This window comes from Streptomyces sp. A1277 (genome assembly GCF_004795015.1).
Lineage (GTDB): Bacteria > Actinomycetota > Actinomycetes > Streptomycetales > Streptomycetaceae > Streptomyces.
The window spans coordinates 13,258-38,389 of the sequence record NZ_SSBI01000046.1 but is presented as its reverse complement, the minus strand read 5'-3'; the positions used below and the strand labels follow the sequence as shown (position 1 = coordinate 38,389).

The following is a 25,132-nucleotide window of genomic DNA, read 5'->3' as shown; positions in this document are numbered from 1 at the left end:
CTCCTTCAGAGGTGACGGCGTCGGTCGGCGCTGTGGCGTTCGTACTCTTTCCGTGCTGCGACCGCCGCGGGGCGGGTGGCCGTCTCGGCCACGGGGACATCCCACCACGCCTGTGCGTCCGGGGGCCCCTGCCCCGCACCGGGTGTTTCGGTCTCCACGTGCACGCAGACGGGCCGGTCCGCCGCACGGGCCTCGGCAAGGGCCTCACGCAGTTCGCCGACCGTCCGGGCGCGCAGGACCCGCATCCCGAGCGAGGCGGCGTTGGCGGCGAGGTCGACGGGGAGCGGGGGCCCGGTGAAGCGGGTGTCGGCGGCGCGGTGGCGGTAGGCCGTACCGAAGCGTTCGCCGCCGGTGGCTTCGGAGAGGCCGCCGATCGAGGCGTAGCCGTGGTTCTGCAGGATGACGAGCTTGACGGGCAGGTTCTCCTGGACGGCGGTGACGATCTCGGTCGGGTTCATGAGGTAGGTGCCGTCACCGACGAGCGCCCACACGGGGCGGCCGGGGGCGGCGAGCTGGACGCCGATCGCGGCCGGGATCTCGTAGCCCATGCAGGAGTACCCGTACTCCACGTGGTACTGGCGCGGGGAGCGGGCCCGCCAGAGTCTGTGCAGGTCGCCGGGGAGGGAACCGGCCGCGTTGATGAGGATGTCGTCGTCGGTGACGAGTGCGTCGAGAAGGCCGAGGACCTGGGCCTGGGTCGGGCGGGCGTGCGGGTCGGGGGTGGCGTACGCGACGTCGACCCGCCGCTCCCAGCGGACCTTGGCCTCGGTGTACTCGGCCTCGTACGCCAGGTCGGTGCGGTAGTGGCCGGCCAGGGCGGCGGTGAGGGCTTCCAGGGCGGTGCGGGCGTCGGCGACGAGCGGGAGGGCGGCGAGCTTGTGGGCGTCGAAACCGGTGATGTTGACGTTGAGGAAGCGGACGTCCGGGTTCTCGAAGAGGGTCGCGGACGCGGTGGTGAAGTCGGTGTAGCGGGTGCCGATCCCGATGACGAGGTCGGCGGCACGGGCGAGGTCGTCGGCGGTGGCGGTGCCGGTGTGGCCGATGCCGCCGACGTCGGCGGGGTCGTCGTGGCGCAGGGAGCCCTTGCCGGCCTGGGTGGAGGCGACGGGGATGCGGGTGGCGTCGGCGAACGCGGCGAGGGCGTCCTCGGCCGCGCTGTGGTGGACCCCGCCGCCCGCGACGATCAGCGGCCTGCGGGCGGCGCGCACCGCCCGTACCGCTTGGTCCAGTTCGTACGGGTCGGGGGCGGGGCGGCGTACGCGCCAGACGCGCTCGGCGAAGAACTCCGCCGGCCAGTCGTACGCCTCGGCCTGCACGTCCTGCGGCAGGGCGAGGGTGACCGCGCCGGTCTCCGCCGGGTCGGCGAGGACCCGCATGGCGTGCAGCGCGGCCGGGATCAGGGCCTCGGGCCGGGCGATCCGGTCGAAGTAGCGGGAGACGGGGCGCAGGCAGTCGTTGACGGAGACGTCGCCCGCGAACGGCACCTCCAGCTGCTGGAGCACCGGGTCGGCGGGGCGGGTCGCGAAGGTGTCGCCGGGCAGCAGCAGGACCGGGAGGTGGTTGACGGTGGCGAGGGCGGCGCCGGTGACGAGGTTGGTGGCGCCGGGGCCGATGGAGGTGGTGACGGCCTGCGCGGAAAGCCGGCCCGACTGGCGGGCGTAGCCGACCGCCGCGTGCACCATGGCCTGTTCGTTGCGGCCCTGGAGGTAGGGCATGGCGGGGCCGGTCTCCAGGAGCGCCTGGCCGATGCCCGCGACGTTGCCGTGGCCGAAGATGCCCCAGGTGGCGGCGATCAGCCGGTGGCGCCGGCCGTCGCGCTCGGTGTACTGGCGGGCGAGGAAGGCGACGAGCGCCTGGGCGGTGGTGAGCCGGCGGGTGCTCGTCCCGGCCGTCCCGGTCGTCCCGGTCGTCCCGGTCATCCCCGGTCCTCCGGTCCGTAGAGCGGCAGCCGGGGGTCGACCGGCTGGGACGGCCAGGTGTCGCGGATCCAGCGGTGGTCGGGGTGGTCGCGGATCAGCCACTCCCGCTGCTCGCCCGGGCCCGCCATGACGTTGAGGTAGTAGAGGGTGCGGCCGGGCGCGGCGATGGTGGGGCCGTGCCAGCCGTCGGGGATGAGGACCGCGTCGCCGCTGCGGACCTCGGCCAGGACGTCGGTGCCGCCGGGCCGGGACGGGGAGACGCGGTGGTAGCCGAGGCCGCCTTCGGCGACCTCGAAGTAGTAGATCTCCTCCAGGACGGATTCCTCGCCGGGGTGGTGCTCGTCGTGTTTGTGCGGCGGGTAGGAGGACCAGTTGCCGCCCGGGGTGAGGACTTCGACGGCGATCAGCCGGTCGCAGTCGAAGGCGTCGGCGGCGGCGAAGTTGTTGACCTGGCGGGAGCAGGTGCCGGAGCCACGCAGTTCCACGCGTACCTCCGGCGCGGGGCCGTAGCGAGCGGGGAGTCGTCGCTCGCACTTCGCTCCTGCCAGGGCGAAGCGGCCGCCTGCGCCGGAGGCGATCTGTGCGTGGGCGTCGCGCGGTACATAGGCGAAGTCGGATACGCCGCTGAACACGCTCCTACGGCCCAGCAGTTCAAAGATCTCATCTGAGATGTGCACCGTACAGCTGCCGGTCAACGGCAGTACGATCCACTCGCTCTCCCCGGCGACAAGTGTGTGGACTCCTCCCGGTTCCAGCTCCACCACTCGCAGGCTCGACCGCTCCCAGCCGGCCTGCTCCGGGCCGATGTCGAGGGCATAGGGACCGTGGGCGGTGCGGCCCGCGGGCAGGTGCGGGTGGTACGTCGGTTCTCCTCGCATACTCATGTCCTTTCCCCGGTTGTGCCGCCCGGTGCGAACAGTGATACGGCCGTGTCGACGGCGGCGGCCACGTCCCCGTCGGCCGGGTAGAGCAGCGAGCGCCCCACCACGAGGCCCCGGACGGTCGGCAGCCGCAGCGCGGCCCGCCACTTCTCGTACGCCGCGTCCTGGTCGTCACCGACCTCGCCGCCGAGCAGCACGGCGGGCAGCGTCGAACTCTCCATGACCCGCTCCATGTCGCCGGGTCTCTCGGTGACGGGGACCTTGAGCCAGGTGTACGCGGAGGTGCCGGCGAGCCCGGAGGCGATGGCGATGGCGGTGCTGACGGCGGCGGCGCCCAGGTCGTTGCGGAGCCGGCCGGCGGTGCGGCGGCAGAGGAAGGGCTCGACGAAGACGGGCAGCCGGTGGGCGGCCATGGCGTCGATGGCGCGGGCGGCGGCGTGCATCGTGTCGAGTGAGCCGGGGTCCTGGTGGTCGATGCGCAGCAGGAGCTTTCCGGCGTCGAAGCCGAGGCGGGCCAGGTCCTCGGGGCGGTATCCGGTGAAGCGGTCGTCCAGTTCGAAGGAGGCGCCGACCAGTCCGCCGCGGTTCATCGAACCGATGACGACCTTGTGTTCCAGGGCACCCAGGAGCAGCAGGTCGTCCAGGATGTCGGCCGTGGCGAGGACGCCGTCGACGCCGGGCCGGGAGAGGGCGAGGCAGAGCCGTTCCAGCAGCTCGAAGCGGTTGGCCATGGCCAGTTCGCGGCCGCCGACCGCGAGCGAGCCGCGGGCGGGGTGGTCGGCGGCGACGATCATCAGCCGGCCGCGCCCGGTGACCAGCGGGCGCCTCGCGCGCCGGGCGGCGGCCTCGGCGACGGCCTCCGGATGGTGCATCCGCAGGTGGACCAGGTCGGAGACCCGGGAGGCGGCCGGGCTCACCGGGCCGCTCCGGGGGCGTGGGAGGTGACGGCGCCCTCGGCGAGGGCGGCTTCGACCTCGTGCGGGAAGGGCATCGCGGAGGAGCAGGCGAGCCGGGAGGCGACGATGGCACCGGCCGCGTTGGCGTAGCGCATGGTGCGGGCGGTCTCCCAGCCGGCGAGCAGCCCGTGGCAGAGCGCGCCGCCGAACGCGTCGCCCGCGCCGAGGCCGTTGACCACCTCGACGGGCAGCGGTGGCACATCGGCGACGGTGCCGTCCCGGTGGACGGCGAGGACGCCTGCGGGGCCCTGCTTCACTACGGCCAGCTCGACGCCGGCGTCGATGAGGGCGCGGGCCGCCGCGTACGGTTCGCGCTCGCCGGTCGCGATCTCGCACTCGTCCAGGTTGCCCACGGCGACGGTGGCGTGCGCGAGGGCCTCGCGGTAGCGGTCGGATGGGGTGGCCGCGCTCGCCGTCGTGGTCCCGTTCGCCGTCGCGGCCGTGGCCGTGTTCGCCGCTCCGGCCGTGATCCCGTTCGCCACTCCGGCCGTGATCCCGTTCGCCGGCGCGGCCGTGGTCCCGTTCGCCGCTCCGGCCGTGATCCCGCTCGCCGTCGCGGCCGTGATCCCGTTCGCCGCCCCGGCCGTAGCCCCGTTCGCCGCTCCGGCCGTGATCCCGCTCGCCGCTCCGGCCGTGATCCCGCTCGCCGCTCCGGCCGTGGCCCCGCTCGCCGGCGCGGCCGTGGTCCCGCTCGCCACCCCGGCCCCCTCGTCGGGCTGCTCCCAGAACATCGGGCGCCAGTCGAGGTCGAAGACGGTGATGCCGGACCGGTCGCGGGCGCGCAGCGCGGCGAGCGTGGCGGTACGGCTCGGCTCGGCGCACAGTCCGGTGCCGGTCATCCAGAACACCCGGGCGGCCCTGATCGCCTCCAGGTCCAGCTCCGCCGCGTGGATCTCCAGGTCCGGGGCCTTGGGCTGCCGGTAGAAGTAGAGCGGGAAGTCGTCGGGCGGGAAGACCTCGCAGAAGGTGACCGGGGTCGGGTAGGCGGCGACGGGGGTCACCCACCGGTCGTCCACCCCGAACTCCCGCAACTGGTCGTGCAGGTAGGTGCCGAAGGGGTCCCGCCCGGTCCGGGTCACCACGGCGGTGCGCCGGCCGAGGCGGGCCGCGGCGACGGCGACGTTGGCGGGAGAGCCACCGAGGAACTTCCCGAAGGTGTCGACCCGGGCCAGCGGCACACCGGTCCGGAGCGGGTAGAGGTCCACCCCGATCCGCCCCATGGTGATCACATCGTACGGCTCAGGCATTCAGCGTCCCTTCGGCTGGGCGCCCTTCGGGCTACCGGTGGGGCGGCCGCCGCGGCGGCGACCGGTCTCCGGTCTAACCGTTCCCCCGACCGCTGTCAATCATTTGTACGGACATACGGACCTATCCTTGACATGCGTCTTCCGGCGTGGTGAGGCTTGGCGCATGGCCTCCTCCTCCGCGTTCGCCCCGGCCGGCATCCGTATCGGCTCAGCGCCCGACTCCTGGGGAGTATGGTTCCCCGACGATCCGCGGCAAGTGCCCTGGCAGCGCTTCCTCGACGAGGTCTCCACCGCGGGCTACGAGTGGATCGAGCTGGGCCCCTACGGCTACCTCCCGACCGATCCGGCCCGCCTCGCGGACGAGACCCGCAGCCGCGGGCTCTCCGTCTCGGCGGGCACCGTTTTCACCGGATTGCACCACGGCCCGGACGTCTGGGACCGGACCTGGGCGCATGTCGCCGACATCGCGGCGCTCACCCGGGCGATGGGCGCCTCCCATCTCGTGGTCATCCCGTCCTTCTGGCGCGACGACAGGACGGGCGAGGTGCTGGAGGACCGCGCCCTCACCGCCGAGCAGTGGCGCCATCTCACCGCCCAGACCGAGCGCCTGGGCCGCGAGGTCCGGGACCGCTACGAGCTGCGCATCGTCGTCCACCCCCATGCCGACACCCACATCGACACCGAGGAGAACGTCAGCCGCTTCCTCGACGCCACCGATCCGGACCTCGTCTCGCTCTGTCTCGACACCGGCCACTACGCCTACTGCGGCGGCGACAGCGTCGAGCTGATCGAGACCTACGGCGAGCGCGTCGGCTACCTCCACCTCAAGCAGGTCGACCCGGAGATCCTGGCCGAGGTGGTGGCGGACGAGGTGCCGTTCGGGCCGGCCGTGGCGCGCGGCGTCATGTGTGAACCGCCGGGCGGGGTCCCGGCCCTGGAGCCCGTCCTCGCCGCCGCCCGCCGCCTCGGCGTCGACCTGTTCGCGATCGTCGAGCAGGACATGTACCCGTGCCCGCCCGACCGCCCCTTCCCGATCGCCCGCCGCACCCGGAAATTCCTCCGCTCCTGCGGCACCCCGCACCGAGCCCCCTGACACACCGAGCCCCCTGACACACCGGGCCCCGTGACACACTGGGCGGCCCCGGGCAGCGATGTCGGCCGGGTGCGCGCCGCTGCCGACTCGGGGCCGCCGGTCCTCGTTCGCCCTGCACAGGCTGAGTGCTCGTCAGTGACCGCGGCGCAGTTCCCCCCGACGGCTCCCAGGCCGCCGCCGCGGTGCAGAGAGGTGGCACCATGACGGACAGAAGGCTCTGGTCCTACAAGGACATCGCCGCGCACATCCGGGTTCAGCCGGACACGGTCCGCTCCTATCGCAAGCACGGCCTCCTGCCGGCGCCGGATCAGGTGGAGAGCGGGAAGCCCTACTGGTACGCGGACACGGTCCGCGCCTGGGTCGCCGCCCGCCCCGGCAACCGGGGCCGGCGCGACTGACGAGGACCGTCCGGGGGCCGTACGCCGTCCACCGTCCGGCCCCCACCCGGCCCCCATCCTGCCCCGTCCCCGCCCTACGCCCCGCCGGCGATCCTTTCCGGCTCGGCGGCCGGCTCCGGTACGGCCTCGGCCTCCGGCCGCACCGACTCGGCCTCGCTCAGCCCGAACCGCTGGTGGAGCCTCCGCAGCGGTGCGGAGTGCGGGCACACAGACAAGCTGAACCGTGTCTCTCAGGGACGGTTCGCATGCCGGTCGTGCGGATTCGTTGATCACGCCGACCGCAATGGCTCCCGCAACGTCCGCGCGCGAGCGCTGGAGTTGTGGCGAAGCGGGGCGGAGTCACGCGCCCCTGGGCCCGCTTAGGGTGCTGGACGGAGGAGCCCACCCGGCAGCCAGCCGGGCTCTACCTCCAAACCTGGCCCTTCAGGGCCGGGTAGTTGACCCTCTTCAAGGCCGGGCTCGACGTCATCATGGCGCACGAGGGGGACGAGCGGGAGGCGTACACCCGGGAGCTGAAGACGATCCTGCACCGGTACCTCGAACCGATGATCCGCGACGACACAGCCGCACGGGCTGACTCGCACCATACCCCCTAGGGGTATAAAGTGGGGAACGTGGAGGCGCACCTGCGTGCGCCCCTCCATCCCTGTGTGCCCGTCGAAGAGGAGAACACGATGACCGCCGAGACCCAGCTCCCCCAGGCGACCGGCTCCTGCTGCTCGCCCAGCGGTTCCTGCCACGACAGCGCGGGCGCGGACGACGGCCGGGCCGGCGTGACCACCGTCTACCAGGTGACCGGCATGACCTGCGGGCACTGCGAGGGCGCTGTCTCCGAGGAGATCTCCGCCATCGAGGGTGTCACCTCGGTGAAGGCCGTGGCGTCCACCGGACAGGTGACGGTGGTCTCCCTGGCCGCCCTGGACGACGAGGCCGTACGCGCCGCCGTCGACGAGGCCGGTTACGAGCTCGCCGGGCGCGCCTGACCGCCTCGGGAACCACCCCTCACCCGCACCACCCCCTTTTCCGCCGGGCCGGGCCGACCAGCAGATACTGGTGGGGTACGGCCCGGTCGGCGTTCCAGGAGTTCGGACATGCACAGCGCAACAGACGCCGAACCCGCTGCGGCGGGTTCGGAAGCCGAATTCGTGATCGGCGGCATGACCTGCGCCTCCTGCGCGGCCCGCGTCGAGAAGAAGCTCAACCGGATGGACGGCGTCACCGCCACCGTCAACTACGCCACCGAGAAGGCCCGCGTCCGCTACGACGGCGCCGGCGTCTCCGTCCAGGACCTCATCGCCACGGTCGAGAAGACCGGCTACACCGCGAAGCCAGTGCCCCGGCCCGCCCCGAAGGCCGCCGCGGCCCCCGAGGCCGCCCGCCAGCAGCACACCACAGAACCGGAACCGGAACCGGAGGGGACGCCGCAGCCCGAAGCCGAGTCCGCGCCCGGCGCCGAGCCCGAAGCCGAGTCCGAGCCCGAAGCCGCGCCCGAGCCCGACGCCGAGCCCGAAGCCGACGCCGAGCCCGAGGTCGACTCCCTTCGGCAGCGGCTCATCGTCTCGGCCGTCCTCGCCGCCCCCGTCGTCGCCCTCGCGATGATCCCGGCCCTCCAGTTCGACAACTGGCAGTGGCTCTCGCTCACCCTCGCCGCGCCCGTCGTCGTCTGGGGCGGGCTGCCCTTCCACCGGGCCACCTGGACCAACCTGCGGCACGGCGCGGCCACCATGGACACCCTGGTCTCCGTCGGAACCCTCGCCGCCTTCGGCTGGTCCCTGTGGGCGCTGTTCCTCGGTGACGCCGGGATGCCCGGCATGCGGCACGGCTTCGACCTGACGGCCTCCCGCACCGATGCCCCGGCCACCATCTACCTGGAGGTCGCGGCGGGCGTCGTCACCTTCATCCTGCTGGGCCGCTACCTGGAAGCGAAGTCCAAGCGGAGGGCGGGTTCGGCCCTGCGCGCCCTGATGCACCTGGGCGCCAAGGATGTGGCCGTCCTACGAGGCGGCGCCGAGGTGCGCGTTCCCGTCGGCCGGCTCACCGTGGGCGGCCGCTTCGTCGTCCGCCCCGGCGAGAAGATCGCGACGGACGGGACCGTCGTGGAGGGCGCATCGGCGGTGGACGCGTCCATGCTCACCGGCGAGTCCGTCCCGGTCGACGTGGGCGTCGGCGACCAGGTCACCGGCGCCACCGTGAACGTCTCCGGCCGGCTCGTCGTCGAGGCGACCCGGGTAGGCGGCGACACGCAGCTGGCCCGGATGGCGAAGCTGGTCGAGGACGCGCAGAACGGCAAGGCCGAGGTGCAGCGGCTGGCCGACCGCATCTCGGCGGTGTTCGTCCCGGTCGTCCTGCTCATCGCCCTCGGCACGCTGATCGTCTGGCTGCTCACCGCGGACGACGTGACGGCCGCGTTCACGGCGGCGGTGGCCGTCCTGATCATCGCCTGCCCGTGCGCCCTGGGCCTCGCCACACCGACCGCCCTCATGGTCGGCACCGGACGCGGCGCACAGCTCGGCATCCTCATCAAGGGCCCCGAAGTCCTGGAATCCACCCGCCAGGTCGACACGATCGTCCTCGACAAGACGGGCACGGTCACCACCGGCCGCATGACCCTCCAGACCGTCCACACCGCACCCGACACCACCGAGACCGACGTCCTGCGCCTCGCCGGCGCCCTGGAACACGCCTCCGAACACCCCATCGCCCAAGCCGTCGCCACCGGCGCCACCGACCGCACCGGCACACCCCTCCCCACCCCCGAGGAGTTCACCAACATCCCCGGCCTCGGCGTCCGGGGCACCGTCGAAGGCCGCACCGTCCTCGTCGGGCGCCCCCGGCTGCTCGCGGAGGCCGGAATCGGCCTCCCCGACACGCTGGGCGCCGCACTGACCGAGGCCGCCACTCAGGGGCGTACGGCCATCGCGGTCGCCTGGGACGGCGAGGCGCGCGGCGTCCTCGAAGTCGCCGACGCGGTCAAGGAGTCCAGCGCGGAGGCCGTCTCCGCGCTCCGAGCACTCGGCCTGACGCCGATCCTGCTGACCGGCGACAACCGGGCGGTGGCCGAATCCGTGGCCCGCGAGGTCGGTATCGAGGAAGTCCGCGCGGAGGTGCTGCCGGAGGAGAAGGCGCAGGTCATCGAGGGTTTGCAGGCCCAGGGGCGGGTGGTGGCGATGGTCGGCGACGGGGTCAACGACGCCGCTGCGCTGGCCACCGCCGACCTCGGCCTGGCGATGGGCACCGGCACGGACGCGGCGATCGAGGCGAGCGATCTGACGCTGGTTCGTGGAGATCTCAAGGTGACCGCTGACGCCATCCGCCTCTCCCGGCGCACCCTCACCACGATCAAGGGAAACCTTTTCTGGGCATTCGGCTACAACATCGCCGCTCTACCCCTTGCGGCATTTGGCCTGCTCAACCCTATGATTGCTGGAGCGGCGATGGCCTTCTCATCGGTCTTCGTCGTGACGAACAGCCTGCGCCTGCGGTCCTTCACGTAATTTCCACAATGAGATCCAGATCACATCGGTTTCAGGGTAACCATTCGATGGGTTCGCGAGTCTTAGAGTGCGATGCCAAGGATGTCTTGGGGGACGTCCGGCGGAGCGTCTTGGGGGATGCTCCGGGCTAGCGTGGGCCGGGGCACGTACACCGGGGAGCTTTGAGCGGCCCTCCCGTCGGTACGTACCCCGGCAGACCACAGGAGCAGGTGGCAGGAACGCAGGACAAGCAGGACCGAGGAAGACCCAGGAGCTTCGGCTCCCACAGAACGCCCGGCCGGATCCCGTGGGGGGAATCCGCTCCGGGATATGGGAAGCGCCTCGCTGTCGGCCCGTGGGGGGATCGATGGCGGGGCGCTTCTCGCATTTCACGGGAGCGCTCCCGTGAACGACGGGCGTCAAAGCCCCCCGGAAACGCACATCGCCCCGGACTCCGCGCTCGCTCGGGGCGAGGGCGCGGCAGTCGGGGGCGAAGGGAATCCGGCGTCAGTCAGGGCCGGGGTGATGCGGGAGGGAACGCTCAGCGGCCCTCGACCGGGACGAAGTCGCGCAGGACCTCGCCGGTGTAGATCTGGCGCGGGCGGCCGATGCGGGAACCCGGCTCCTTGATCATCTCGTGCCACTGGGCGATCCAGCCCGGGAGGCGGCCGAGCGCGAAGAGCACGGTGAACATCTCGGTCGGGAAGCCCATGGCGCGGTAGATCAGGCCCGTGTAGAAGTCCACGTTCGGGTAGAGGTTGCGCGAGACGAAGTACTCGTCGGAGAGCGCGTGCTCCTCCAGCTTGAGCGCGATGTCGAGCAGCTCGTCGGACTTGCCGAGCGCGGACAGCACGTCGTGGGCGGCGGCCTTGATGATCTTGGCGCGCGGGTCGAAGGACTTGTACACCCGGTGGCCGAAGCCCATCAGGCGGACGCCGTCCTCCTTGTTCTTCACCTTGCGGATGAAGGAGTCGACGTCGCCGCCGTTGGCCTGGATGCCTTCCAGCATCTCCAGCACGGACTGGTTGGCGCCGCCGTGCAGGGGGCCCCACAGCGCCGAGATGCCGGCGGAGATCGAGGCGAACATGTTGGCCTGCGAGGAGCCGACCAGACGCACGGTGGAGGTCGAACAGTTCTGCTCGTGGTCCGCGTGCAGGATGAGCAGCTTGTCGAGCGCCGAGACGACGACCGGGTCCAGCTCGTACTCCTGGGCCGGGACCGAGAAGGTCATCCGCAGGAAGTTCTCGACGTAGCCGAGGTCGTTGCGCGGGTAGACGAACGGGTGACCGATCGACTTCTTGTACGCGTACGCGGCGATGGTCGGGAGCTTGGCGAGCAGCCGGATGGTCGAGAGGTGGCGCTGCTCCTCGTCGAACGGGTTGTGGCTGTCCTGGTAGAACGTGGACAGCGCGCTGACGACCGAGGACAGCATGGCCATCGGGTGGGCGTCGCGCGGGAAGCCGTCGAAGAACCGCTTGACGTCCTCGTGCAGCAGGGTGTGCTGGGTGATCTCGTTCTTGAAGGCCGACAGCTCGTCGACCTTGGGAAGCTCACCGTTGATCAGCGTGTACGCGACCTCGAGGAACGTCGAGCGCTCGGCGAGCTGCTCGATCGGGTAGCCGCGGTACCGCAGGATGCCCTGCTCGCCGTCGAGGTAGGTGATGGCCGATTTATAGGCAGCGGTGTTGCCGTATCCGCTGTCCAGCGTCACCAGGCCGGTGTTCGCCCGGAGCTTCCCGATGTCGAAGCCCTTGTCGCCGACGGTGCTGTCGATCACCGGGTAGGTGTACTCGCCATCGCCGTACCGCAGTACCACAGCGTTGTTGGTGTGCTCGCTCACGTCATCCCTCACCGACGTAGTGCCTCTTCTTCGAGGTTCCCTGACTGTCTCCACCCTCCCCCATTTGGCTCAGGAGAGTGCACTCGGGGTCGTCCATTGGACCTACTCGCGGCACTGAGTGCCGCGAACTTAGCCATCCTGCCCCCTTGACTGCGGTTCCGGAAGACCTCCGTGATGTTTCCCACCGATTTGATCGATCATTTTTTCCGCGGATCCTCCTTCGGGCCCTCCGCGCAGCCGGTAATCCAGCGCCGTACACCGTCTGCCTGCGGAAACCGTGCGGACCGCCTGGCCGATCGCCTGCCGGGAGCCGACCAGCACGACGAGCTTCTTGGCCCGGGTCACGGCGGTGTACAGCAGGTTCCGCTGGAGCATCATCCAGGCGCTCTTCGTCACCGGGATGACCACGGCGGGGTACTCGCTGCCCTGGGAACGGTGGATCGTCATGGCGTAGGCGTGGGACAGCTCGTCCAGCTCGTCGAAGTCGTAACCGATCTCCTCGTCCTCGTCGGTGAGGACCGTCAGCCGCTGTTCGTCCAGGTCAAGGGCGGTGACGACGCCGACCGTGCCGTTGAAGACGCCGTTCTCGCCCTTGTCGTAGTTGTTGCGGATCTGGGTCACCTTGTCGCCGACGCGGAACACCCGGCCGCCGAACCGCTTCTCGGGCACCCCGGGCCGCCCCGGGGTGATCGCCTGCTGGAGGAGCCCGTTGAGATGACCGGCCCCGGCCGGACCCCGGTGCATGGGGGCCAGCACCTGCACGTCTCGGCGCGGGTTCAGTCCGAACTTGGCCGGAATACGACGGGACGCGACGTCCACCGCAAGCACCCCGGCGTCCTCCGTCTCGTCCTCGACGAAGAGGAAGAAGTCACTGAGCCCCTGGGTGAGGGGCGGAACGCCCGAGTTGATCCGGTGCGCGTTGGTGACGACGCCCGACTGCTGGGCCTGGCGGAAAATGGTGGTCAGCCGGACCGCCGGGACCGGGCCGCCGTCCGCGAGCAGGTCCCGCAGCACCTCCCCCGCCCCCACCGAGGGCAGCTGGTCCACATCGCCGACGAGCAGCAGATGGGCACCCGGTGCCACCGCCTTGACGAGCTTGTTGGCGAGCAGCAGATCCAGCATCGACGCCTCGTCCACGACGACCAGGTCGGCGTCCAGCGGACGGTCCCGGTCGTACGCCGCGTCACCGCCGGGCTTCAGCTCAAGGAGCCGGTGCACGGTGGACGCCTCGGCCCCGGTCAGCTCCGAGAGCCGCTTCGCCGCCCGGCCGGTGGGCGCGGCCAGGACCACTTTCGCCTTCTTCGCGCGGGCCAGCTCCACGATGGAGCGGACCGTGAACGACTTGCCGCAGCCCGGGCCGCCGGTCAGGACGGCGACCTTCCGGGTGAGCGCGAGCCGTACGGCCGCCTCCTGCTCGGGCGCCAGCTTGGCGCCGGTCCGCCCCGCGAGCCACTTCAGGGCCTTGTCCCAGTCCACGTCCGCGAAGGCCGGCATCCGCTCATCGGGCGTCCGCAGCAGCCGCCGCACCTGCGCGGCGAGCGAGATCTCGGCCCGGTGGAAGGGCACCAGATAGACGGCCGTGACCGGCTCCCCGCCCTCGGGCGACGGCACCTTCTCCCGTACGACGCCCTCCGGCTCCTCGGCCAGCTCGGCCAGGCACTCGATGACGAGCCCGGTGTCCACTTGGAGGAGCTTCACCCCGTCCGCGATCAGCCGCTCCTCGGGCAGGAAGCAGTTCCCCTGGTCGGTGGACTGGGACAGCGCGTACTGGAGCCCGGCCTTGACCCGCTCCGGGCTGTCGTGCGGGATGCCGACCGCCTGGGCGATCTTGTCGGCGGTGAGGAAGCCGATGCCCCAGACGTCGGCGGCCAGCCGGTAGGGCTGGTTCTTCACGACGGAGATCGAGGCGTCCTCGTACTTCTTGTAGATGCGGACGGCGATGGACGTGGAGACGCCGACGCCCTGGAGGAAGACCATGACCTCCTTGATCGCCTTCTGCTCCTCCCAGGCCGCGGCGATCATCTTCGTCCGCTTCGGCCCGAGCCCGGGAACCTCCACCAGGCGCTTCGGCTCCCGCTCGATGATGTCGAGGGTGTCGACGCCGAAGTGGGTGGTGATCCGGTCGGCCATGACCGGACCGATGCCCTTGATCAGCCCGGAGCCGAGATAGCGGCGGATGCCCTGGATGGTGGCGGGGAGGATCGTCGTGTAGTTCTCGACGGTGAACTGCTTGCCGTACTGCGAGTGGGAGCCCCAACGCCCCTCCATCCGCAGCGACTCCCCCGGCTGCGCCCCCAGCAGCGCGCCCACCACGGTGAGCAGATCGCCCGCCCCGCGCCCGGTGTCGACGCGGGCGACGGTGTACCCGTTCTCCTCGTTCGCGTACGTGATCCTCTCCAGGACCCCTTCGAGGACCGCCAGGTTCGGTGTGTGGGACGCGGTGGACATGGCCCGACGGTACCGGGCGGGGCTGACACCGGGCCCTGGGGGCCGTGAGCGGCCTGCCGGGGCGGGGCGGCTCCCGGTTTACGCTTCGGGCATGGATCCACCCGAGGACCGGCCCCGCACCTCCGGGGCGGGCGGCCCGGGCGACGGGGCGCAGTGCGGTCAGCCGGCCACCGCTGTGAGCGAGCGATGGCGCTTCGGGGACTCGATCTCGTCGTCGTGGACCGCGACTCCCGGAGCGGTTTCCAGTGTGGGCGGCAGAGCATCTACCGGAGTCGCAGGACGCGCGGGCGGAGTACGAGGAGTCGGCCTCCGCAGCGCCGGCCGAGGGCGCCGCTGTGCGCTGGCGCCGGGACCCCCGTCCGGGACAGCAGGACTCTCGCCGGTCCGGCCGTCGCCAGGACCGTCAGGGCGTCGGCCGGTCACCGCCGCTGGGTGCATGGCTCAGGTCCACGACACAGAAGATGTTGTCGTCCGGATCGGCGAGAACGACGAAGTCGGGTTCGGGCGGGTAGTGGTCCCAGTCGACGGTTCGCGCGCCGAGACCGACCAGCCGCCGGACTTCCGCCTGTTGTTCCTCGGCCGTGTCCGTGAAGAGGTCCAGGTGGAGACGGGGGCGCGGCTCGGCCGGGGAAGCGCTGCGCAACAGGCCAAGGGCTCGGCCGGAGCCGTCGGGGTGGGTGAGCGTCCGCCACGTTTCGGACCTCCACTCATCGGTGGCGACCAAGTTCAGGGCGGCGGTCCAGAAAGCCTCTGCGCGGGGAACGTCCGTGACACCGATGACGGGAATTCCTAGTCTCAGCATGAACGCGAGCCTAAGCCTTGTCCGGTGCTGATCCTTTGAGTGGTTGGCCGGACGGGGTCGGATCCTCGGCCCCACCCGCGGGGAACCGGCCTCGGTTCACCTCTGCGTCCGCACGACACGGCTGCGGGTGGCAGGGGCGACCCGATTGACCAGGTCGTAACCCGCCTTCCCCTCCCTGTGGTCGGCCCGCACAAGCACCTCGCTACGTCCGCCTCGGATCGGCCCGCACCAGATCGTGGTCGGAGTGCGGAGTGAGATGCGTACCGTGGTCGAGTGGGGCGAAGCCGCGCAGAAGGATGTAGTCGAACTTGCTGCGCCAATCGATGGTCGGCCCGCACGTACGGGCCGCCGAGGGACCGCATTCGGGGTCCGCGTCCGCGGCCAGGCCCCACATCACGGCGAGTTCAGCGGCATCCGGCGCCGCGTTGAAGACCCGGACGGGCGTGCCGTCCACGAGGGTGGTGACGGCCATGTACCCGCGGTCCTCGGAACCTCCTTCGGGGAACTCCACGTTCACGGGGCCGGTCATCGGAGCGGCCGAGAGGATTGCCCGGCCGAAGCCCCCCGGACTCCATGGCACTCCCCCGCAGCGGCTCCAACTCCGCCGAACGGGTCCGTACTCGACGTGGTAGACAGCCCGTACAGATACCGGAGATGATGCCGGATCCTCTCGGCATCACCCACGCGCGCTTCTTGCAGGCCGATGACCTGAGGCGCGTACGTGGCGATCTCCGCCGCCCGGCCGACGTTACGGCCGCTCCCCTTGCAGGGATTGCAGATGTTCCACGTCATGACGCGGTTCGGCACGACTTCCCGGGGGGGCGCCGGCCGGCAGCGGCTTGGCGATGTAGGCACCGTCCGGTGCGCTGGGGCCGGCCAGCAGCACGCAGGCTGCGATCAGCGCGCCCACGAGCCACCGCGCGCCGGTGCCGGTCACCTTCGCCTCCTCGGATCGGAGGAACAAGCTCTCATGTGGGGGCTCCCCGTACGAGGCGATGTGACGGGTTGTACGCAGCACATGAGATGCCTGGAACCCCTCTCGTGGGTGGCGGCATGACACCGGTCAGGGCTTCTCGTCACCCCGGATCCCTCCCCGGCACGCCGTGCACATCCACCGCCCGTAGCGTCACGCCCGAATGATCGTTACTCCAAGCACGGGCGGGCGCCCACGGCGAGGACTCCCGAAATTCCGCTCACGCCGACCGGCCGATACGGCACGGTCCGGCCGCAGGATCTCGCCTCCGCCGTGGCACCACTTCACCGGAAGCACGCCGACCGCCCACAGGTGAGAGAAACGAAACGTCGATGAACCCGTACAACGTCCCGTCTCCGCCTCCGCCTCGGCCTCGGCCTCGGCCTCGGTGGAAGTCCACCCCGGTCGCGCTGGGGCTTCTCCTTCTTGTCGCTCTCACCGGTGCACTCAATTTCTACCTCGGCCTCCTCTCGATGACGGCCGCGATGGTGGCGATGTGGACCGTTCCGCCGTGGCGCTGGTTCGCCAAGCTCGGCGCGACGTTCGGCGCCTTCCTGCTGCTCGGCATCGGCGCGGGTATCGGTGGCCAACTCGACGACGGCAACACGGACAAGGCCAACGCCAAGGCTCCCGCAGCGGCGGACGAGCGGCATACACCCACGTCGTCCGCTACCGCATCCGCGCCTCCGGAGATCGCCGACTACACCGGCAGGTCACTGGCCGAGGCCGAGGGACGGACCCGGTCCGTCGGGTTCACCACCGCCCGTCACGACGCATCCACGGAGAACCGCGCCATCCACAACAGCGCGGACTGGAGGGTGTGTTTCCAGGACGCCGACACGGCCAGGATGACGATCGACTTCGCGGCGGCCAGAAGCGGCGAGCCGTGCCCGAAGGAGGACGGGGGCCCGCTGGAGTGGCCGATGATGCCGGATGTCGTCGGCGCCACCTATGCCTCGGCGGTCAAGTCCCTGACGCACTCCGGCATCTCGCTCAGCCCCGTGACGCTCGACGACGTCTACCTCGATGTCGACGCCCCCACAGCCGAGGAGGCGGCGAAGAACGGCAACGAGTGGCATGTCTGCTTCCAGTCGCCGGACGCCAGGAAGCAGGTCGACTCCACCACCGAGGTCCGGCTCGATCTGGGGCGATGGACCCACGACAGCAGCGTGCGGAGTTGTCCCGAGTCCAAGGACACCACCTACGAGGACCCGGCCAACGCTCCCGACAGTCAAAAGGACGAGGACGGAAGCGGAAGCGCCTCGGGTGGGAACGGGAACTCATCCGGCGCCGCCCGGTCCGGAAGTTCCGGGGGCAGCGGGAGCCCTTCGGGCGGAAACACTCCGAGCGACGGCTCCTCCGGCGGGTCGTCCTCCGGCGGCAGTTCATCGGGCGGAGGCGCTTCCGGCGGAGGCACCTCGGGCGGAGACACCTCGGGCGGCAGCTCTGGAACCGTGCACCCCGGGGCGTTCTGCTCTCCCCCCGCCACGGGCGTCACCGCCGCCGGCACACCGATGGTCTGTGGCCCCGCCGCCGACGGGCGTAACCGCTGGCACCACGCCTGACCGCCCCCTCCGGCCGCAGCGCGGGCCCCGAGCGCAGCCGGCCACCCGCGCCGCCTGTCCGCACCCTCGCCCGGAACCCTGTCATCCGGCAGTGGGGCCCCTGTACGGTGAGCGTCTTCCCGGCTTGCTGAAAGGCTCCTCATGCGCAGACCCCGCGTCCTCGCCCTGCCCCTCATAGCTCTCACCGCCTCCGCGCTGGCCCTCACCGGCTGCTCGTCGGACAGCAAGGACTCCGGGAAGGACAAGGACGGTTCGTCGGCGAGCGTGCCGGACGGGGACGACCAGGCATCGGGGGGCGGGAAGGGGTCCGCGCACCTCACCTACAGCGGCGGGGACAGTGGGGAGTTCACCATCAAGAGCGTCGGGTGCGCGGTGATGGACGGGAAGCTCACCGCCATCACCGCGCCGGACAGCGCGGACAGCTCCGCCCCCGCGAAGCCGTCGTTCACCGCCGTCATCAGCGACGACAAGGCGATGACCACGCTGACCACGGAGGGCGGCGACAGCTATCTGCACACCGCCGCGCCCGGGATCACCGGCAGCAAGAGCGGCGGCACCTGGGTCGTCACCGTGGCCGGGCTGGAGCTCGGACCGACCGACCCGACGGGGGACTCCATCACCGTCGAGGGCAGCATCACCTGCGGGAGCGTCGCCGGGATGTAGGGCGCCGCATCGCCGTCTGCGGACGGGCCTCAACTCCCCGCTACCATCCCGGCCATGGGTAGATCGAAGCACCTCATAACAGCCTTCACGGTCACCACGGTCGGCGCCGCTCTCCTCACGGGTTGCTCGTCCGACGACCCGGACACGGACGCGGCGGGGCCGACGGCCTCGTCGCCCGCCGCCTCCCCCTCCGCGCCCGCCTCCGCGTCCTCGCCCGCACCGGCCGAGACCGGGGCCACCGAGTACGCCGAGCCCGCCGAGTGCCAGAGCCTCGGGCTCGCGTCGGACGCGAAGCTCGCCGGCAAGGACCTGGCGGCCTGCGTGGCCGCCGCGTTCGCGGCCTACGGCACGGGGACCGAGTACATGCTCAACGCGGACCGGGCGGGCACCACGCGGTTCCGGGTCGGGGACGATCCGGCGCTCGCGGGGGATGTCGACGGGGCGGACGGGTCACGCGCCAAGAACTCGTTCGTCTCCCTCGGCGGCGAGGAGTGGATCAAGTCCGACGGGGTCTGGGAGAAGAGCGACTCCAAGGAGGCGGTGGACGCCGAGCTGGGACGGAAGTACCGGACGCTCTCCGACCCGCAGGTCGTCCCGGACATCGTCGGGACGTTCGCGACCTGGAAGGTCGACACCGAGAAGGCCCTGATCTCGCTGGAGAACGGCAAGGACGTCCACGCCTGGCGCATCACCAACGCGGCGCACTTCGACTACCAGGGCGCGGAGATGACCGAGTACATCCTGTGGATCGAGGACGACGGCACCCCGGTGGGCGCCCAGGCCACCTCGCACACGGGAGGGGCGCCCAAGACCGTGTCCCAGCACTTCTACGACCTCGGCGAGCCGGTCACCATCGAGGCTCCCGCCGCGTAGAGCCGCCCCTCCCCCGGGGCCCGGACCGCACAGCCGGGCCCCGGGGGAGCAAGCCGGACTCACCGGACTCACCGGACTCGCCGGATTCACCGGATTCACCGGATTCACCGGATTCACCGGCCTCACCGGCCTCACCGGCCTCACCGGCCTCACCGGCCTCACCGGCCTCAGCAGGCGTGCTCCGCGTACCGGGCCGCCACCTCCGCCACGACCTCCGCGCCGTCGCGCGCCCACAGCGCCTCGTTGAAGATCTCCACCTCGATCGGGCCGTCGAAGCCGGTCGCCTCCACCGCCGTACGCAGGGCTCTGAAGTCCACGCTGCCGTCGCCCAGTTGGCCGCGCCCCAGCAGGACGCCCGCCGGGAGCGGGGTGATCCAGTCGGCGAGCTGGAAGGAGTGGATGCGGCCGCCCGCGCCGGCCCTCGCGATCTGGGCGGGGGCCTGGTCGTCCCACCAGAGGTGGTAGGTGTCGACCACCACGCCGACCTGCTCGGCCGGGAAGCGCTCCGCGAGGTCGAGGGCCTGGGAGAGGGTGGAGACCACGCAGCGGTCCGAGGCGAACATCGGGTGCAGGGGCTCGATGGCCAGGCGGACCCCGCGCCCGGCCGCGTAGGGGGCCAGCTCGGCCAGGGCGTCCGCGATGCGCTCGCGGGCGCCGTACAGGTCCTTGCTGCCCGCCGGCAGGCCGCCCGAGACCAGGACCAGGGTGTCCGTGGCCACGCCCGCCGCCTCCTCGATCGCGGCGCGGTTGTCGTCCAGGGCGCGGGCCCGCTGTGCCGGGTCGAGGGCGGTGAGGAAGCCGCCCCGGCACAGGCTGGTGACGGACAGGCCGTGGTCGGAGAGGAGTCGGGCCGTGGCCTCGACTCCGTACTCCTGGACCGGGGCCCGCCACAGGCCCACCTTGTCGATGCCCGCCTTGGCGCAGCCCTCGGCCAGCTCGGGCAGCGACCACTGCTTGACGGTCTCCTGGTTGACGGAGAGACGGCCGTCGCTCATCGGGTGCCTCCGTTGACCGTGAGGAACGCGCGCATCCGGGACTCCGCCAGCTCCGGGTCGGGGAACAGGCCCAGCCGGTCGGCGAGTTCGTACGCCTTGGCCAGGTGCGGCAGGGAGCGGGCCGACTGGAGGCCGCCCACCATCGTGAAGTGGTCCTGGTGGCCGGCCAGCCAGGCCAGGAACACCACGCCCGTCTTGTAGAACCGGGTCGGCGCCTTGAAGAGGTGCCGGGACAACTCGACCGTGGGGTCGAGCAGTTCTCGGAAGCCCTTGGTGTCGCCCGTGTCCAGGACCCGTACCGCGTGCGCGGCGAGCGGGCCCAGCGGGTCGAAGATGCCGAGCAGCGCGTGGCTGAAGCCCCGGTCGTCGCCGGCGATCAGCTCGGGGTAGTTGAAGTCGTCCCCGGTGTAGCAGCGCACCCCGCCCGGCAGCCGGCGGCGCACGTCGATCTCGCGGTCCGCGTCGAGCAGGGACATCTTGATGCCGTCGACCTTGTCGGGGTGTTCCGCGATGACCTGGAGGAAGGTGTCGGTGGCCAGGTCGAGGTCGGTGGAGCCCCAGTAGCCGTCGAGCGCCGGGTCGAACATCGGGCCGAGCCAGTGCAGGACGACCGGTTCGGTGGCCTGGCGCAGGAGATGGGCGTACGTCTCCAGGTAGTCCTGGGGGCCCTTCGCGGCGGTGGCGAGGGCGCGGGAGGCCATCAGGATGGCCTGGGCGCCGCTCTCCTCGACCACGGCGAGCTGTTTTTCGTACGCGGAGCGCACCTCGGCGAGGGTCGCCGGGCCCGGGGGCAGCTGGTCGGTGCCGACGCCGCAGGCGATGCGGCCGCCGACCGCCTTCGCCTCGGCGGCCGAGCGGCGGATCAGCTCCTCGGCGCCCGCCCAGTCCAGGCCCATGCCGCGCTGCGCGGTGTCCATGGCCTCGGCGACGCCCAGGCCGTGCGACCAGAGGTGGCGGCGGAAGGCGAGCGTGGCGTCCCAGTCGACGGCGGCCGGTGAGTCCGGACCGGAGTCGGCGTACGGGTCGGCGACGACATGGGCGGCGGAGAAGACCGTACGGGAGGCGAGCGGGGCCCCGGACGGGGTCAGGTCGAGCGGGGTGGCCCGGGGTTCGTACGGGCCCTGCGGGAGGTGGAGGGTCATGAGGTCACCTCCGGTGATCCCTGGTGGAGACGGCTGGTCACAGCGACAGCTCCGGTACGTCGAGGCGGCGGCCCTCCGCGTGGGACTTCAGGCCCAGCTCCGCGAGCTGCACGCCCCGGGCGCCGGCCATCAGGTCCCAGGTGTAGGGCTCGTCCAGCACGATGTGGCGCAGGAACAGCTCCCACTGGGCCTTGAAGCCGTTGTCGAAGGCCGCGTTGTCCGGGACCTCCTGCCACTGGTCGCGGAAGGACTCGGTGACCGGCAGGTCCGGGTTCCAGACCGGCTTCGGGGTGACCGAGCGGTGCTGGACGCGGCAGTTGCGCAGGCCCGCGACGGCGGAGCCGTGGGTGCCGTCCACCTGGAACTCGACCAGCTCGTCGCGGTTGACCCGGACCGCCCAGGAGGAGTTGATCTGGGCGACGGCGCCGCCCTCCAGCTGGAAGATGCCGTAGGCGGCGTCGTCCGCGGTCGCGGCGTACGGCCTGCCGTGCTCGTCCCGGCGCTCGGGGATGTGGGTCTGGACGTGTGCCTGGACGCTGGTGACCCGGCCGAACAGCTCGTGGAGCACGTACTCCCAGTGCGGGAACATGTCCACGACGATGCCGCCGCCGTCCTGGGCGCGGTAGTTCCAGGAGGGGCGCTGGGCCTCCTGCCAGTCGCCCTCGAAGACCCAGTAGCCGAACTCGCCGCGCACGGACAGGATCTCGCCGAAGAAGCCGCCGTCGATGAGGCGCTTCAGCTTGAGCAGGCCGGGCAGGAAGATCTTGTCCTGGACGACGCCGTGCTTGATGCCGGCGTCCTGTGCCAGGCGGGCCAGGTCCAAGGCGCCTTCGACGTCCGTGGCGGTCGGCTTCTCGGTGTAGACGTGCTTGCCGGCGGCGACGGCCTTCTTGATCGCCTCCACCCGGGCCGAGGTGACCTGGGCGTCGAAGTAGATGTCGACGGTGTCGTCCGCGAGGACCGCGTCCAGGTCCGTGGACCACTCCGTCAGCCCGTGCCGTGCGGCGAGCTCCTCCAGCGCGTGGGCGCGGCGGCCGACGAGGACCGGCTCCGGCCACAGCACGTCGCCGTCGCCGAGATCGAGGCCGCCCTGCTCGCGGATCGCGAGGATCGAGCGCACCAGGTGCTGCCGGTATCCCATGCGCCCTGTGACGCCGTTCATGGCGATGCGCACTGTCCTGCGTGTCACGAAAGTTCCCTCCGTACAGCCGTAGCAAGCGCTTTCTATACGGGATGACGCTAGCCTGCCGACAGCGGCCCGGACAAGAGGGGGCGCCCTGATTGGTCCCGGGCCGGGCGGGACTTCGCGGACACGGCCCGGGCCCCTCACCACTCCACGGAGGAATGCGATGACAGTCACCCTGGCGGACGTGGCGGCCCGCGCCCGGGTGTCCCCGGCCACCGTCTCCCGTGTGCTGAACGGCAATTACCCGGTGGCGGCGTCCACCCGGGAGCGGGTGCTGCGCGCGGTGGACGACCTCGACTACGTGCTCAACGGGCAGGCCAGCGCCCTGGCCGCCGCCACCTCCGACCTGGTCGGCATCCTCGTCAACGACATCGCCGACCCGTTCTTCGGGATCATGGCGGGGGCGGCGCAGACCGAGATCGGCGGTCCGGGCGACGGTTCGGGCCGGGCCGGCGGCGAGAAGCTGGCCGTCGTCTGCAACACCGGCGGCTCCCCGGACCGCGAGCTCACCTACCTCACCCTGCTCCAGCGCCAGCGCGCCGCCGCCGTCATCCTCACCGGGGGCGCGGTCGAGGACCCGGCGCACCAGGCGGCGGTGGCCGCGAAGCTGGCCAAGCTCGCGGACGCGGGCACCCGGGTCGTGCTGTGCGGGCGGCCGCCGCTGCCGGACGGGGCGGCCGTGGTGGCCGCGCTCGCCTTCGACAACCAGGGCGGCGCCCGGCTCCTCGCCAGGCACCTGCTCTCCCTGGGCCACCGCCGGATCGGCTATGTCGCGGGGCCGCTGGAGCGCACCACGACCCGCCACCGCCTGGAGGGCCACCGCCAGGCGATGCGCGAGGCGGGGGCGGCCGGCGACGAGGACCGGCTGACCGCGCACGGCTCCTACGACCGCCGGTCCGGCTACGACGCCACGGTCGAACTGCTGCGCCGCGAACCGGAGATCACCGCCGTCGTCGCCGCGAACGACACGGTGGCGCTGGGCGCTGCGGCGGCGCTCCGCGACCGGGGGCTGCGCATCCCCGAGGACATCTCGGTGGCCGGCTTCGACGACCTGCCGTTCTCGGTGGACGTGGTCCCGGCCCTGACGACCGTGCGGCTGCCGCTCGCCGAGGCGGGGGCGCGGGCGGGCAGGCTGGCCATGGGCAAGGAGAACCCGCCGCCGGGCGGCCTCGCGCTGATCCCGGCCGAGCTGATGGTGCGCGGGTCGACGGCCGGGCCCCGGGGGTGAGCCCGGCGGGGGCGGGGTACGCGTCAGGGGCGGCGGCGCCTCGTAGGCTGCGGCGGCACGGACCGACGGAAGGAACACGCACGTGAAGCTCGCTTTCTCCACCCTCGGGGTCCCGGGGCTGCCGATGCCCGAGGTCGTCCGGCTGGCCGCCGGGCACGGATATCACGGGGTGGAGCTGCGCGCCCATCCCGAGGAGCCGGTGAACCTGGGCACCACGGCCTCCGAACGGGCCGCCGTGCGCGCGGAGTTCGAGCGCCGCGGGGTTGAGGTCCTGGCCGTGGCGGGATACGCGCGGGTCGCCGCCGAGGGCGAGGACCAGCCGGTCCTGGACGAGCTGGCCGCGCTGATCGAGCTGGCCCGGGACCTGGGCGCGCCGAACGTCCGGGTCTTCCCCGGCGGCGGCGACCAGGCCCCGGAGGCGGCCGACGCGATCGCCGCGCGCCGGCTGGGCGCGGCCGCCCCGTACGCCGCCGATATGGGCGTACGGCTTCTCCTTGAGACCCATGACTCGCACCGGGCGGGGGCCGACGTGGCCCGGGTGGCCGGCACCGTGGGGCACAAGAGCATCGGCGCGCTGTGGGACGTGATGCACACCTGGCTGGCGGGCGAGGAGCCGGTGGCCAGTCACGCGGTGCTGGCCCCCCACCTGGGATACGTACAGGTCAAGGACATCGTGTCGGCGGACGACACCACGCCGGTGGGGCTGGGCGCCGGGGTGCTGCCGCTGCGGGCGTGCCTGGACACGCTGGACGCGGACGACTGGGTCTGCTGGGAGTACGAGAAGCGCTGGTACCCGCAGGCGGCCGAGCTGCCGGGGCTGCTGGGCGCGGGGCGCGAGCACCTGCTGCGGCTGGGCGCGCCCAAGCAGTAGCGGCCGGCTCAGGCGGGGGCCGGTTCCGGCGCGGGGGCGGCGGGGCGGCGGCGCGTCCCGGCGAGCGAGGTCAGCGCGACCCCGCCGGCCAGCAGTGCCGCCGCGCACCACCGCAGCGGGCTCACCGGCTCGTCCAGCAGCAGCGCGGCCGACGACATGCCGAAGACGGGCACGAGCAGGGTGAACGGGGCCACCGACGAGGCCGGGTAGCGGCTCAGCAGGAAGCCCCACGCGCCGAAGCCGAAGACGGTGGTGATCCAGGCGACGTAGACGATGATCCCGGCCCCGCTCCAGTCGAGCGAGGTCAGCGCCGCGCGGTCGCGGTCCCAGCCCTCGAAGAGGAGGGAGAGCCCGAGCAGCGGCAGCACGGGCACGGTCGAGACCCAGACCATGGAGTTGAGCGCGTCGGGCGGGGCGGCCCTGCGGGTCAGGACGTTCGACGCGCCCCAGCAGGCCGCCGCCGCGATCACCAGCACGAAGGCGAGCACGGGCCCGCTCGCCCCCTCGTCCACCGCCGCGACCCCGATGCCGGCGAGCGCCACCGCCATGCCCATGAACCGTACGCGCCCCGGGCGTTCG

At 71.9% G+C, this 25,132-nt stretch carries 21 protein-coding genes and 3 pseudogenes; 11 read left to right on the top strand and 13 right to left on the bottom strand.

What is annotated here, in order from left to right; all coding sequences use genetic code 11:
• Positions 1–5: 5 nt before the first annotated feature.
• Genes iolD through iolC form a run of 4 tightly spaced genes read right to left on the bottom strand, consistent with a single transcriptional unit; the run spans position 6 to position 5,003 of the window.
• Positions 6–1,919 (bottom strand): 3D-(3,5/4)-trihydroxycyclohexane-1,2-dione acylhydrolase (decyclizing), encoded by a 1,914-nt coding sequence (gene iolD, locus E6R18_RS26555; RefSeq protein ID WP_136319429.1) that lies wholly within the window; start codon positions 1,917–1,919, stop codon positions 6–8.
• Positions 1,916–2,803, bottom strand: coding sequence for a 5-deoxy-glucuronate isomerase (iolB, locus tag E6R18_RS26550; protein ID WP_136319428.1), 888 nt, complete (start codon positions 2,801–2,803; stop codon positions 1,916–1,918). The genes iolD and iolB overlap by 4 nt, the downstream gene beginning before the upstream one ends.
• A complete protein-coding gene (locus E6R18_RS26545) occupies positions 2,800–3,717 on the bottom strand; it encodes a deoxyribose-phosphate aldolase (protein WP_136319427.1) in 918 nt (305 codons plus the stop codon). The genes iolB and E6R18_RS26545 overlap by 4 nt, the downstream gene beginning before the upstream one ends.
• Positions 3,714–5,003, bottom strand: coding sequence for a 5-dehydro-2-deoxygluconokinase (gene iolC, locus E6R18_RS26540; protein WP_136319426.1), 1,290 nt, complete (start codon positions 5,001–5,003; stop codon positions 3,714–3,716). The genes E6R18_RS26545 and iolC overlap by 4 nt, the downstream gene beginning before the upstream one ends.
• Positions 5,004–5,166: 163 nt before the next feature.
• Here iolC and E6R18_RS26535 point away from each other — a divergent pair, with 163 nt between their 5' ends.
• The gene (locus E6R18_RS26535) at positions 5,167–6,096 is read left to right on the top strand and encodes a sugar phosphate isomerase/epimerase (RefSeq protein WP_136319425.1); all 930 of its coding nucleotides are present in this window, start codon (positions 5,167–5,169) and stop codon (positions 6,094–6,096) included.
• A gap of 200 nt (positions 6,097–6,296) precedes the next feature.
• Complete coding sequence (locus E6R18_RS26530) at positions 6,297–6,494, top strand: MarR family transcriptional regulator (RefSeq protein WP_136319424.1); 198 nt, start codon at positions 6,297–6,299, stop codon at positions 6,492–6,494.
• A 74-nt stretch (positions 6,495–6,568) separates the two neighbouring features.
• On the opposite strand, the gene E6R18_RS34180 is transcribed toward E6R18_RS26530, so the two are convergent.
• Positions 6,569–6,709, bottom strand: coding sequence for a hypothetical protein (locus E6R18_RS34180; RefSeq protein WP_168712442.1), 141 nt, complete (start codon positions 6,707–6,709; stop codon positions 6,569–6,571).
• Between the two features lies 1 nt (position 6,710).
• Between E6R18_RS34180 and E6R18_RS26525 the strand changes: the two genes are divergently transcribed.
• The 4 genes and pseudogenes from E6R18_RS26525 (at position 6,711) to E6R18_RS26510 (ending at position 9,988) form a co-directional block, all read left to right on the top strand.
• The gene (locus E6R18_RS26525; RefSeq protein ID WP_346765006.1) at positions 6,711–6,857 is read left to right on the top strand and encodes a zinc ribbon domain-containing protein; all 147 of its coding nucleotides are present in this window, start codon (positions 6,711–6,713) and stop codon (positions 6,855–6,857) included.
• An 80-nt stretch (positions 6,858–6,937) separates the two neighbouring features.
• Positions 6,938–7,090 (top strand): annotated as a pseudogene (locus E6R18_RS26520) (TetR/AcrR family transcriptional regulator); the annotation flags it as partial.
• A 78-nt stretch (positions 7,091–7,168) separates the two neighbouring features.
• Positions 7,169–7,477: a heavy-metal-associated domain-containing protein gene (locus tag E6R18_RS26515; protein ID WP_168712444.1), complete on the top strand. Its 309-nt coding sequence runs from the start codon at positions 7,169–7,171 to the stop codon at positions 7,475–7,477.
• Positions 7,478–7,585: 108 nt separating this feature from the next.
• On the top strand, positions 7,586–9,988 hold the full coding sequence (locus tag E6R18_RS26510; RefSeq protein WP_136319422.1) for a heavy metal translocating P-type ATPase: 2,403 nt from the start codon (positions 7,586–7,588) through the stop codon (positions 9,986–9,988).
• Between the two features lie 520 nt (positions 9,989–10,508).
• Here the strand turns inward: E6R18_RS26510 and E6R18_RS26505 are convergent.
• From E6R18_RS26505 to E6R18_RS26490, 4 genes and pseudogenes are all read right to left on the bottom strand, one after another.
• On the bottom strand, positions 10,509–11,807 hold the full coding sequence (locus tag E6R18_RS26505; RefSeq protein ID WP_018552758.1) for a citrate synthase: 1,299 nt from the start codon (positions 11,805–11,807) through the stop codon (positions 10,509–10,511).
• A 129-nt stretch (positions 11,808–11,936) separates the two neighbouring features.
• Positions 11,937–14,255, bottom strand: a complete 2,319-nt coding sequence (locus E6R18_RS26500; RefSeq protein ID WP_136319421.1) for an ATP-dependent RecD-like DNA helicase — start codon at positions 14,253–14,255, stop codon at positions 11,937–11,939.
• A gap of 403 nt (positions 14,256–14,658) precedes the next feature.
• Entirely contained in the window at positions 14,659–15,057 is a 399-nt protein-coding gene (locus tag E6R18_RS26495) for a VOC family protein (RefSeq protein ID WP_136319420.1), read from the bottom strand.
• Between the two features lie 202 nt (positions 15,058–15,259).
• Positions 15,260–15,994, bottom strand: a pseudogene (locus E6R18_RS26490) (endonuclease/exonuclease/phosphatase family protein).
• Between the two features lie 509 nt (positions 15,995–16,503).
• Here E6R18_RS26490 and E6R18_RS26485 point away from each other — a divergent pair.
• The 3 genes from E6R18_RS26485 (at position 16,504) to E6R18_RS26475 (ending at position 19,131) form a co-directional block, all read left to right on the top strand.
• Entirely contained in the window at positions 16,504–17,595 is a 1,092-nt protein-coding gene (locus E6R18_RS26485; protein ID WP_240799861.1) for a PASTA domain-containing protein, read from the top strand.
• Positions 17,596–17,736: 141 nt separating this feature from the next.
• Entirely contained in the window at positions 17,737–18,258 is a 522-nt protein-coding gene (locus E6R18_RS26480; RefSeq protein WP_136319419.1) for a hypothetical protein, read from the top strand.
• Positions 18,259–18,312: 54 nt separating this feature from the next.
• Positions 18,313–19,131 carry a hypothetical protein gene (locus E6R18_RS26475; RefSeq protein ID WP_136319418.1) on the top strand — a complete coding sequence of 273 codons (819 nt, stop codon included), beginning with the start codon at positions 18,313–18,315 and terminating at the stop codon, positions 19,129–19,131.
• Positions 19,132–19,298: 167 nt separating this feature from the next.
• Here the strand turns inward: E6R18_RS26475 and E6R18_RS26470 are convergent, their stop codons facing one another.
• From E6R18_RS26470 to E6R18_RS26460, 3 genes are read right to left on the bottom strand one after another with little or no spacing between them, the layout of a single operon-like run.
• The gene (locus tag E6R18_RS26470) at positions 19,299–20,126 is read right to left on the bottom strand and encodes a sugar phosphate isomerase/epimerase family protein (protein WP_136319417.1); all 828 of its coding nucleotides are present in this window, start codon (positions 20,124–20,126) and stop codon (positions 19,299–19,301) included.
• On the bottom strand, positions 20,123–21,268 hold the full coding sequence (locus tag E6R18_RS26465; RefSeq protein WP_136319416.1) for a dihydrodipicolinate synthase family protein: 1,146 nt from the start codon (positions 21,266–21,268) through the stop codon (positions 20,123–20,125). Before E6R18_RS26465 ends, E6R18_RS26470 begins: the two co-directional genes overlap by 4 nt.
• Positions 21,269–21,305: 37 nt before the next feature.
• Positions 21,306–22,457: a Gfo/Idh/MocA family oxidoreductase gene (locus tag E6R18_RS26460; RefSeq protein ID WP_136319415.1), complete on the bottom strand. Its 1,152-nt coding sequence runs from the start codon at positions 22,455–22,457 to the stop codon at positions 21,306–21,308.
• A 160-nt stretch (positions 22,458–22,617) separates the two neighbouring features.
• On the opposite strand from E6R18_RS26460, the gene E6R18_RS26455 reads away from it, so the two are divergent.
• Positions 22,618–23,682, top strand: coding sequence for a LacI family DNA-binding transcriptional regulator (locus E6R18_RS26455; protein ID WP_136319414.1), 1,065 nt, complete (start codon positions 22,618–22,620; stop codon positions 23,680–23,682).
• 82 nt (positions 23,683–23,764) lie between these two features.
• Positions 23,765–24,553, top strand: a complete 789-nt coding sequence (locus E6R18_RS26450) for a sugar phosphate isomerase/epimerase family protein (protein ID WP_136319413.1) — start codon at positions 23,765–23,767, stop codon at positions 24,551–24,553.
• 8 nt (positions 24,554–24,561) lie between these two features.
• On the opposite strand, the pseudogene E6R18_RS26445 reads toward E6R18_RS26450, so the two are convergent.
• Positions 24,562–25,131: pseudogene (locus E6R18_RS26445) on the bottom strand (EamA family transporter); the annotation flags it as partial.
• Between the last annotated feature and the right edge of the window lies 1 nt (position 25,132).

Excerpts from the sequence above, each read along its gene's own strand:
- iolD (WP_136319429.1), bottom strand. The coding sequence starts at position 1,919 with ATGACCGGGACGACCGGGACGACCGGGACGGCCGGGACGAGCACCCGC.
- iolB (WP_136319428.1), bottom strand. The coding sequence starts at position 2,803 with ATGAGTATGCGAGGAGAACCGACGTACCACCCGCACCTGCCCGCGGGC.
- iolC (WP_136319426.1), bottom strand. The coding sequence starts at position 5,003 with ATGCCTGAGCCGTACGATGTGATCACCATGGGGCGGATCGGGGTGGAC.
- E6R18_RS26535 (WP_136319425.1), top strand. The coding sequence starts at position 5,167 with ATGGCCTCCTCCTCCGCGTTCGCCCCGGCCGGCATCCGTATCGGCTCA.
- E6R18_RS26530 (WP_136319424.1), top strand. The coding sequence starts at position 6,297 with ATGACGGACAGAAGGCTCTGGTCCTACAAGGACATCGCCGCGCACATC.
- E6R18_RS26515 (WP_168712444.1), top strand. The coding sequence starts at position 7,169 with ATGACCGCCGAGACCCAGCTCCCCCAGGCGACCGGCTCCTGCTGCTCG.
- E6R18_RS26510 (WP_136319422.1), top strand. The coding sequence starts at position 7,586 with ATGCACAGCGCAACAGACGCCGAACCCGCTGCGGCGGGTTCGGAAGCC.
- E6R18_RS26500 (WP_136319421.1), bottom strand. The coding sequence starts at position 14,255 with ATGTCCACCGCGTCCCACACACCGAACCTGGCGGTCCTCGAAGGGGTC.
- E6R18_RS26495 (WP_136319420.1), bottom strand. The coding sequence starts at position 15,057 with ATGCTGAGACTAGGAATTCCCGTCATCGGTGTCACGGACGTTCCCCGC.
- E6R18_RS26485 (WP_240799861.1), top strand. The coding sequence starts at position 16,504 with ATGACGGCCGCGATGGTGGCGATGTGGACCGTTCCGCCGTGGCGCTGG.
- E6R18_RS26480 (WP_136319419.1), top strand. The coding sequence starts at position 17,737 with ATGCGCAGACCCCGCGTCCTCGCCCTGCCCCTCATAGCTCTCACCGCC.
- E6R18_RS26475 (WP_136319418.1), top strand. The coding sequence starts at position 18,313 with ATGGGTAGATCGAAGCACCTCATAACAGCCTTCACGGTCACCACGGTC.
- E6R18_RS26470 (WP_136319417.1), bottom strand. The coding sequence starts at position 20,126 with ATGAGCGACGGCCGTCTCTCCGTCAACCAGGAGACCGTCAAGCAGTGG.
- E6R18_RS26465 (WP_136319416.1), bottom strand. The coding sequence starts at position 21,268 with ATGACCCTCCACCTCCCGCAGGGCCCGTACGAACCCCGGGCCACCCCG.
- E6R18_RS26455 (WP_136319414.1), top strand. The coding sequence starts at position 22,618 with ATGACAGTCACCCTGGCGGACGTGGCGGCCCGCGCCCGGGTGTCCCCG.